General features: G+C 75.8%; 8 protein-coding genes. 5 read left to right on the forward strand and 3 right to left on the reverse strand.

What is annotated here, in order from left to right; translation table 11 throughout:
• Positions 1 to 165: 165 nt before the first annotated feature.
• Positions 166 to 2,106: a squalene--hopene cyclase gene (gene shc / locus E1291_RS34575; protein ID WP_131742279.1), complete on the forward strand. Its 1,941-nt coding sequence runs from the start codon at positions 166 to 168 to the stop codon at positions 2,104 to 2,106.
• Positions 2,106 to 3,110 carry an adenosyl-hopene transferase HpnH gene (gene hpnH, locus E1291_RS34580; RefSeq protein ID WP_131742280.1) on the forward strand — a complete coding sequence of 335 codons (1,005 nt, stop codon included), beginning with the start codon at positions 2,106 to 2,108 and terminating at the stop codon, positions 3,108 to 3,110. Before shc ends, hpnH begins: the two co-directional genes overlap by 1 nt.
• A 190-nt stretch (positions 3,111 to 3,300) precedes the next feature.
• On the opposite strand, the gene E1291_RS34585 is transcribed toward hpnH, so the two are convergent.
• Positions 3,301 to 5,280 (reverse strand): bifunctional phosphatase PAP2/O-acyltransferase family protein, encoded by a 1,980-nt coding sequence (locus E1291_RS34585; protein ID WP_131742281.1) that lies wholly within the window; start codon positions 5,278 to 5,280, stop codon positions 3,301 to 3,303.
• 193 nt (positions 5,281 to 5,473) lie between these two features.
• On the opposite strand from E1291_RS34585, the gene E1291_RS34590 reads away from it, so the two are divergent.
• Positions 5,474 to 6,337: a PadR family transcriptional regulator gene (locus E1291_RS34590; protein ID WP_131742282.1), complete on the forward strand. Its 864-nt coding sequence runs from the start codon at positions 5,474 to 5,476 to the stop codon at positions 6,335 to 6,337.
• Between the two features lie 2 nt (positions 6,338 to 6,339).
• Entirely contained in the window at positions 6,340 to 6,924 is a 585-nt protein-coding gene (locus E1291_RS43500) for a DUF1707 SHOCT-like domain-containing protein (protein ID WP_131742283.1), read from the forward strand.
• 107 nt (positions 6,925 to 7,031) lie between these two features.
• On the opposite strand, the gene E1291_RS43505 is transcribed toward E1291_RS43500, so the two are convergent.
• Together E1291_RS43505 and E1291_RS43510 are read right to left on the reverse strand one after the other, a co-directional pair.
• Positions 7,032 to 7,499: a sensor histidine kinase gene (locus E1291_RS43505; RefSeq protein ID WP_207401096.1), complete on the reverse strand. Its 468-nt coding sequence runs from the start codon at positions 7,497 to 7,499 to the stop codon at positions 7,032 to 7,034.
• A gap of 13 nt (positions 7,500 to 7,512) precedes the next feature.
• Positions 7,513 to 8,358 carry a sensor histidine kinase gene (locus tag E1291_RS43510; RefSeq protein ID WP_207401097.1) on the reverse strand — a complete coding sequence of 282 codons (846 nt, stop codon included), beginning with the start codon at positions 8,356 to 8,358 and terminating at the stop codon, positions 7,513 to 7,515.
• Between the two features lie 130 nt (positions 8,359 to 8,488).
• On the opposite strand from E1291_RS43510, the gene E1291_RS34605 reads away from it, so the two are divergent.
• On the forward strand, positions 8,489 to 9,509 hold a 1,021-nt coding region (locus tag E1291_RS34605), incomplete at its 3' end, for an ABC transporter permease (protein WP_131742284.1).

Here is a 9,509-nt window from a genome sequence, read left to right on the forward strand (position 1 = left end):
GGCGGCGCGGCTGGTGGACATGGCGGGCGGGAAGGCGTGGGCGGAGGCCGAGGCCGCGCGCCGCGTCGGCCGCGCCGCCGGGCATCTCGCGGAGGCGTCGCTGCCCGAGGCCGTCCGTACCGAGTTCATGCACATCGCCCGTTTCGTCACCCGCAGGGACCACTGATGACCGCCACCGAACCCGCGGCCCCAGCCACCGCTCCCACCACCACAGGCCCCACCGCGGGCCCCACGAAAACCGCCGGGACCGCCGCCGAGGCGGCGCTCGACGCGGCCCGCGACCATCTGCTCGCGCTCCAGTCCCCCGAGGGCTGGTGGAAGGGCGAGCTGCAGACCAACGTGACGATGGACGCCGAGGACCTGCTGCTTCGCGAGTTCCTCGGCGTCCGCACCGAACGCGACACGCTGGAGGCGGCGCGCTGGATCCGCTCCCAGCAGCGCGAGGACGGCACCTGGGCGAACTTCCACGGCGGCCCGCCGGAACTGTCCACGACCACCGAGGCGTACGTGGCGCTGCGGCTGGCCGGGGACCCGCCGGACGCCGCGCACATGCGCCGGGCCGCCGAGCACGTGCGGGGCGCGGGCGGCATCGCCGCCACCCGCGTGTTCACCCGTTTCTGGCTGGCGCTGTTCGGCCAGTGGTCGTGGGACGACCTGCCGGTGGTGCCCCCGGAGATGATCTACCTGCCGCGCTGGTTCCCGCTGAACGTCTACGACTTCTCGTGCTGGGCGCGGCAGACGATCGTCCCGCTGACGGTCGTGCAGGCGACGCGTCCCGTCCGGCCGCTGCCGTTCGACCTGGCGGAGCTGCGGGCGCCCGCGGCGTCCAAGGCCGCGCCGTCCAAGGCCGGGCGGGCGCTGCCGGGCTGGAGCGAGGCGCTCGGCGCGCTGGACCGGGTCCTGCACGCCTACGAGCGGCGCCCGCTGCGGGGTCTGCGCCGGTCCGCGCTGCGCCGGGCGGGCGAGTGGATCGTGGCCCGCCAGGAGCCGGACGGGTCGTGGGGCGGGATCCAGCCGCCCTGGGTGTACTCGCTGATCGCGCTGAACCTGCTCGGCTACGGCGTCGACCACCCGGTCGTGCGGCGCGGGCTGGCCGGCCTCGACCGGTTCACGATCCGGGAGAACGGGACACGCCGGCTGGAGGCGTGCCAGTCGCCCGTCTGGGACACCGTCCTCGCCATGATCGCGCTCGCCGACGCGGGGGTGCCCGCGGAGCATCCGGCGCTGGCGCGGGCCGCGGGCTGGGTGCTGGGCGAGGAGGTCCAGGGGCCCGGCGACTGGCAGGTGCGGCGGCCCGCGCTGCCGCCGGGCGGCTGGTCGTTCGAGTTCGACAACGACTTCTACCCCGACGTCGACGACACCGCCGAGGTGATCCTCGCGCTCGGCCGGGCCGGCGGCCCGGAGGCCGGCCCGGCGATCGAGCGGGGGCTGCGCTGGATGGCGGGGATGGTCTCGGCGGACGGCGGGTTCGGCGCGTTCGACGCCGACAACACCCGCGCCCTGTGCCGCCGGCTGCCGTTCTGCGACTTCGGCGAGGTGATCGACCCGCCGTCCGCGGACGTCACCGCGCACGCCGTGGAGGCGCTGTGCGCGCAGGGCCTGGGCGACTCGGCGCTGTGCCGGCGCGCCGTCGAGTGGCTGCTGCGGGCCCAGGAACAGGACGGGTCGTGGTTCGGCCGCTGGGGCGCCAACCACGTGTACGGGACCGGGAGCGTCGTGCCCGCGCTCGTCGCGGCGGGCGTCCGCCCGCACAAGCCCGCGATCCGGCGCGCCGTCGGCTGGCTGGAGCGCCACCAGCGCGAGGACGGCGGCTGGGGCGAGGACCTGCGCTCCTACCGGGACCCGGCGTGGATCGGACGGGGCGAGTCCACGCCGTCGCAGACCGCGTGGGCGCTGCTGGCCCTGCTCGCGGCCGGGGAGCGCGGGCCCGCCGTCGAGCGCGGCGTCGGGTGGCTGGTCGAGCGCCAGCGCCCGGACGGCACGTGGGACGAGGACCACTTCACCGGAACCGGCTTCCCCGGCCACTTCTACATCAACTACCACTTGTACCGGCTGGTGTTCCCGGTCAGCGCCCTGGGCCGGTACCTGCGAGAAGGGCGGTCGTGATGGCCATGCCGCTGCGCCAGAGCCTGCGGGTCGGCGGGTACGTCCTGCGCAACAGGCTCGCGGGCCGCAAGAGGTTCCCGCTGCTGCTCGAACTGGAGCCGCTGTTCGCCTGCAACCTCGCCTGCGCGGGGTGCGGGAAGATCCAGCATCCGGCGGACGTCCTGAAGAAGCGGATGCCGGTCGAACAGGCCGTCGCGGCGGTCCGCGAGTGCGGCGCGCCGATGGTGTCGATCGCGGGCGGCGAGCCGCTGATGCATCCGCGGATCGGCGAGATGGTCGCCGAGCTCGTCCGGATGCGCCGGTACGTCTTCCTGTGCACGAACGCGGCGCTGATCCCGAAGAAGATCGACCTGTTCCGGCCGTCGCGCTACTTCGCCTGGGCCGTCCACCTGGACGGGCTGCGCGAGCGGCACGACGCGTCCGTCTGCAAGGAGGGCGTGTTCGACCAGGCGGTGGAGGCGATCCGGATGTGCCGGGAGCGCGGCTTCCGGGTCACGACGAACACCACCGTGTTCAACACCGACACGCCGCAGACCGTCATCGACGTGCTCGACTACCTCAACGACGAGCTGCGCGTCGACCAGATGATGATCTCGCCCGCCTACGCCTACGAGAAGGCCCCCGACCAGGAGCACTTCCTCGGCGTCGCGGAGACCCGGGAGCTGTTCCGGAAGGTGTTCGCCGGCGGCCGGCGCGAGCGCTGGCGGTTCAACCACTCGCCGCTGTTCTTGGACTTCCTGGAGGGCAAGGCCGACTTCCCGTGCACGGCGTGGGCGATCCCGTCGTACTCGCTGAAGGGCTGGCAGCGTCCCTGCTACCTGATGGACGACGGGTACGCCGACACCTATCAGGAGCTCCTGGAGACCACGAACTGGGCCGCCTACGGCCGGGGCCGCGACGACCGGTGCTCCAACTGCATGGCCCACTGCGGCTACGAGCCCACCGCAGTCTTCGCCACCATGGGCTCCCTCCGCGAGTCCCTGAGAGCCGTCCGAAGCATCTGACCGCACAGCCCCTGACGTCGGCGACGACGTCAGCGGGCCGACCAAGGACCTCAGCCGTCACGCGAGCGCGCTACCTGACCGGCGGGGCGACGCCGAAGGCGAGCCCCCGCCGGGAAGATCGCGAAGCGATTCGCGCTCGCAAAATCCAGGTCAAAGGGCGAGCCGCCAGGCGAGCCCCTTGGGCCGGGATTCAAAGACAACCCAGCTCGCGGATGACTTCGAGGATGGCGGTGGTGAGCCGGTCCGCGTCGTCGACGAGGCCGGGGTCGGCGGTCACGCCGAAGCACAGTTCGCGGTCGATGCCGAGGGCGCCGACGGCGAGCGGGGCCTCGGGCGCGAGGGGGATGACCGGGTAGACCTGGGTGAGCGGCGCGCCCGCCAGCCGCAGCGTCCGGTCGGGGCCGGGCATGCTGGACACGATGCCCTGCAGGAACCGGGCGCCGTAGACGGAGCGGGCGAAGCGGGCGTGCAGTGGCGCCGGCATGAGCCGGGCGGCCTGCCGCATCACGAACCAGGCCGCGAGGGGACGGGTACCGGAGCGCAGCACGCGGCCGCGCCGGACGATCGCGGCGAGCCGGTCGGTCTCGGGCATCTTGCCGATCGGGAGGTCCACCATGACCGCGGTGGTGTGGTTGCCCTCGGCGCCGCCGCCCGGCGGCCGCATCATCAGCGGGACGGCGACCCGGCAGGTCGCGCGCCGTCCCGGCGTCTCGCGGGCGGCGCGGTGCAGGCCGCCCGCGACGGCGCACAGCACGACGTCGGTGACCCGTGCCCCGTAGCGGCGCGCGACGTCCCGCATGAGGCCGAGCGGGATGGTCATGGTCCCGAAGCGGCGGTCGGACGTGCCGCGGGCGGGCAGCCGGGCGGGCGGCGCGACGTCGGCGGCGAGCTGGGCGAGGCCGGCGAGGGTGGCGGCGGCGGCGCGGACGGGACGGCGCGGCGGGGCGGGCCAGGCGGAGGCGATCGGGTAGGGCTCCATCAGTCCCATCGCGTGCGCCACGACGCCGATGCCGTCGGCGACGACGTGGTGCATGAAGAAGACGACGACGGTGCGGCCGGGCTCGGCGCCGCGCACGACGACCATCCGCCAGAGCGGGCGGTCGCGGGGCAGCGGCTCGCCCTGGAGGCCGGCGACCAGGGCGCGCAGTTCGGCCATGCCGGCCACGTCCCGCTCCATGATGTGCCAGGACCAGTCGAGCCCGGGGTGGTCGCGCCAGCGGGGGCGGCGCCAGCGGCGGGCGGGGGTGAGCCGCTGCCGGAACCGGGGCAGCCGGTCCATCCGGTCGGTGATCAGCCGGGCGAGGTCGGCGGCGGTCACCGCGGTGCGCGAGGTGTCGAGCATGATGACGCCGCCCGCGTGCTGGGGGGCGCTGGGCGTCTCGACGGCGAGGAAGAACGCGTCCGGGGCCCGTACCCGGTCGGTGGCGGGGCGGTTCGCCCGCTCGGCGACGAACACCGCGGCGGCGACGAGCGGCACCGCGGCGACGGCGTCCAGCAGGTAGTGGTTGGCGGTCGCCATGATGATGTAGCAGGTCACGACGATGTGCAGCGCGTTGAGCGACTGGACCCACCGCCGCGCCGACACCCGTGCCAGCTCGACGCCGACCCACAGCGTCCAGGCCATGTGCAGGGACGGGACGGCGGCGAACCGGTCGGCGTGCTCGACCATCGGCGAGCCCCACGAGCCCCAGGTGCGGCCCAGCCGGACGGTGTCGACGAAGCCGAGGTCGTTCATGAACCGGGGCGGCATCACCGGGTACAGCGCGAAGCAGGCGATGCCCCCGAGGTTGAGCAGGACGAACGCGTTGCGCGCGGTCCGGTAGCGCTCCGGGTGCCGTAGGTACAGCCAGGTGAGCAGCCCGAAGGCGCTGGCCAGATAGGTGATCGCGTACTCGTAGTTCGCCAGGACGCGCAGGACCGACTGGTCGGCGAGCCACTTGTTCAGGCTCCGTTCGACGTCGACGCCGAGGGCGCGCTCAAGGTCGAAGAGGGCGTCCCCGTGCCGGCGCGCCGCCCGTTCCCGCGCCTCCTGCGGCAACATCACCACCAGGGCGTACAGCCCGAACACGGTCAGGCCGAGCAGCAGCTCGACCCGGAGCCGGCCGCGCTCGGCGCCGCGGTCCGGGGCCAGCACCGTCTCCGGCGCTGTCACGGCTTCGTGTGTGCCCATCGTCCCCCCACACGGGCTAGTTACCCAGGATCCGCGCCGGTCAGACGGCGGGTCGCGAATCCGATGATCATGCGCGCGGGCGAAATGTCGGGGAAATCCGGGGAACCCGCTGGCCCATCAGAACGTTCTCGATATATCGTTGGCGTATCGCGAGAGGTCAGAGAGAGCTCTCAGAACGGCGAAGGAGATCATCATGGGTCACGGACACGGGCACGGCCCGGACTGGCGCTGGGCCTTCGCGGCGGCGGCGCTCGGCGCGAAGGCCGCCCACGCGGCGTCCCGGCACGCACACGGCGGCCCCGGCGGGCACGCTCACGCGGGACACGGGCACGGAGGACACCACGGAGGACACCACGGCGGGCACGGGCCGGGCCGCGGCGGGCCGTGGGCGGGCGGCGACTTCCCGAACTTCGGCGGGCTGTTCGGCGGCGGGCCGGGCCCCTGGGGCGGGCCCGGCGGGTTCGGCCCGGGGCGGCCGCCCTGGGCTCGCGGCGGCCGTGGCCCCTGGGGGCGGGGGCCCAAGGCCCGCAAGGGCAACGTGCGGGCGGCGGTGCTCGCCCTGCTCGCCGAGGAGCCGCGCAACGGCTACCAGATCATCCAGGAGATCAACGAGCGCAGCGGCGGCGGCTGGAAGCCGAGCCCCGGCGCGGTCTACCCGGCGCTGCAGCAGCTCGCGGACGAGGGCCTCATCGTGGGCGAGGAGGGCGGCGGGCGCCGCACGTTCAGCCTCACCGACGAGGGCCGCGCCCACGTCGAGGAGCACGCCGCCGAGCTGGCCGAGCCGTGGGCGGAGATGACGCCCGACTTCGGCGAGGGCGTCCCGGACCTGTTCAAGCAGGCCGCGCAGACGGGGGCCGCGGTGATGCAGATCGTCCACTCCGGAACGCCGGAGCAGGTCGAGCGGGCCAAGGACATCCTCTCGGAGGCCCGGCGGGGCCTGTACCGCATCCTCGCCGAGGACGCCGCGGACGCGGAGGACGCCCCCGACGCGCAGGACGCCCCGGACGCCCCGGACGCTCCCGACGCGGGGCCGACGGCCGAGCGCGGCGGGGAGTGACGATGATCCCCCAGGACGACATCCGCGTCGGCGACGCCGAACGCGACGCCGTCATGGTCGCCCTGCACGAGCATTTCGCCGAGGGGCGGCTCGACCGCGGCGAGCTGGACGAGCGGCTCGGCACCGTGCTGTCCGCGCGGACGCGCGGGGACCTGCGCACGGTGGTCCGCGACCTGCCGGGGCCGAGCGGGCTGCCCGAAGCCGAGCTCGGCCCCGCGTTGAGGGGCGGGGGCGTGGCCGGCGGGCCCGAGGCGGGTTTCTCGCACGGCCCCTGGGTCCCGGGGCCCGCTCTGATGTTCGGCGGGCCGGGGCACCACGGGGCACTGCGTCATCACCGGCACGCGCACCGGCACATGCACCGCCACATGCACGGCCACATGGGCCGGGGCCACCGGCACGGGCCGCCGTTCCCGGCCTTCCCGCTGCTGCTGGCGGTGTTCCTGGTCGCCGCGTTCACGATCGGGCCGGGCGCGGGTTTCCTGGCCGTCCTACAGGTGGCGCTGGTCATCTGGGTGATCCGCGCCGCTCTGGTCGCGTTCGGCGTCCGGCGTTCCCGACGGCACCGCCACCTGACTCCCGGAGCCTGACCGGCGCGGGCCCGCGCCGGCCCCGCGCCGGGCCCCGCGCCGCCCGGCGCGTCCGGGCGGCCGTGAGCACGATCACGGCGGCGCCCGCCGAGTCCGGTGGGGCCGCCTCATTCCGGTGGGGCCGGTTCGGGTGGGAGGACGGGGACGTAGGCGGGCAGCGTCGCCTCGACGCGGAACCCGTCCGGCAGCGGGCCCGCCGCGAACGTCCCGCCGAGCGTCTCGACCCGCTCGCGCAGCCCGGCGAGCCCCAGCCCCGAGCCGCTGCCCGCCAGCGCCGCGTCCGGCTCGGCGGCGGGCGCGGAGTTCACCACGGCCAGCCGCACGCCGTCGGCCCGGTAGCGCACCTCGACCCTGACGGCGGCGCCCGGCGCGTGCTTGCGGGCGTTCGTCAGCGACTCCTGGACGACGCGGTAGGCCGTCCGCGCCACGGCGGGCGAGGGCTCCCGCGGCCCGCCGCGCTCGACCAGTTCCACGGGCATCCCGGCGGCGGCCGACTCGGCGACCAGCCCGGCCAGGTCCGGGGGCGCCGCGCCGGAGGCGGCGGGTCCGCGCGCCCGGCGCAGCAGGCCGATCACGTCGCGGAGCTCGTCAAGGGCCTGGCAGCCGTCCCGGCGCAGCTCGTCGGCGGCGGCGCGCGTCTCCTCGTCCGGCGCGCGGACGCGGAGCGCGCCCGCGCAGCACCATCAACGTCACGCGGTGGGCGACGACATCGTGCATCTCGGCGGCGAGCCTGGCGCGCTCCTGCGCGCGCGCCCGCTCGGCGAGCAGGTGCCGTTCGCGCTCGGCGCGCTCCGCGCGGTCAGTGAGGCCCTGTAGGACGCGGCGGCGCGCGGCGACGTACATGCCGAGCAGCGCCGCCACGGCCAGCACGACCATGCTGCGGAACATCATCGCGTTCACGGCGTCGGTCTCGCCGGTGGAGATCCGGCGCAGGGCGTCCGCCGGGATGACCTCGCCGCTGAAGCCGACGAGCGCGGCGAACGCCGCGACCGGCAGGCCGCGGACCCACACCGGGCGCGCCGCGCCCGCCGGGAAGGCCATCACGGCGTACGCGGCGAACGGCAGCGTCGGCGGCCACCAGACGAACGGGGTGAGGCCGCCGGGCGCGCCGGTGCGCACGAGGGTGCCGGGCGCGGCGCTCTCCACCAGCCACAGCAGCGCGGGCAGCGCCGCGGTGAGCCACGCGACCGTCATCGGGACGCGGCGGCGGAGGGCGAGGGCGAGCGCGGGCACCACGAGGACCACGGCCGTCGCGCCGCCGTGCGGGCGCAGGAGCGTCGCCGGGTCGGCCGCCGTCCGCACGCTCAGCGCCAGCCCGGCGCCTGCCACCGCGACGTCGGCGGCGAGGTCCCGGGCGCGCCCGCCCCGCGGGATCCGGGCCCGTCCGGTGCGGAACGCGCGGGCCGGGACGGCGAGGGGCGGATGCTGCGGCACGGGTCCAACGTACGCACCCGCCCCGTCCGCCGGGACCCTACGAAAGTCGCATCGGACCGGCCTTTCGCCGGGTCCGGACCCGACGAAGCGGGCTGCCGCCGCACCGGCGCCGTCGGCTCGAATCGTGGGCATGATGGTGAAGCTCGTGATCCGGGGGCTGGCCGCGCATCGCGCCCGGCTCCTGCTGTCGACCGCGGCCGTGACGGCCGGGGTCGCGTTCGTCGCCGGGACGCTGATCTTCTCGGCCACCCTGGACCGCTCGTTCGGCCGCGCCTTCGACGACCTCGGCCGCGGCACCGACACGGTCGTGCGGACCCGGCAGTCGTTCGCGGCGGGGCCGGGCGAGCGCTCGTCCCGGCCGCCCGTCCCGGAGTCGGCGCTCGCGGCCGTCCGGGGCGCGGACGGCGTCGCCCGCGCGCACGGCGTCGTCACCGGGTTCGCCGCCGTCCTCGACCGGCGCGGCCGGATCGCCGGCGCCGAGCCGCTGACGGGCGTCGGCTGGAGCGACGACCCCGACCTGTCCCTGACCCGTCTCACCGCGGGGGCGCCGCCGCGCGCGCCGGACGAGATCGCCGTGGACGCCACGACCGCCCGCCGGGCCGGTCACCGGGTCGGCGACCGCGTCACGGTCGCGCTGCGGTCCGGGACCCGCGCGTTCCGGCTCACGGGGCTGTTCCGGATCGGCGACTCGGCGCTCGGCGGCTCGCTGTCGATGACGGCGTTCGCGCCGGACACGGCGCGGCGGCTCCTGCCGGGCCGTCCCGGCACCGTTGAGCGGATCGTCGTGCACGCGCGCGACGGCGTCTCGCAGGAGAGGCTGCGCGACGCCGTCGCCGCGCGGCTCCCGGCGGGGCTGGAGGCCGTCACCGGCCGGGCGGCGACCGCCGAGCAGGCCGGGCCGCTGCGCGACGTCATCGCCGTCATCCGGACGTTCCTGCTGGTGTTCGCGCTGATCTCGGTGTTCGTCGGGTCGTTCATCATCTTCAACACGTTCGCGATGCTGGTCGGCGGCCGGGTCCGGGAGCTGGCGCTGCTGCGCGCCGTGGGGGCCTCGCGCGGCCAGGTGGTCGGCTCGGTGCTCGGCGAGGCGGCCGGTGTCGGGCTGGCGGGCGCCACGCTGGGCCTGGCGGCCGGGGCGGGCGTCGCGCTGG

The organism is Actinomadura roseirufa (assembly GCF_900659635.1).
Lineage (GTDB): Bacteria > Actinomycetota > Actinomycetes > Streptosporangiales > Streptosporangiaceae > Spirillospora > Spirillospora roseirufa.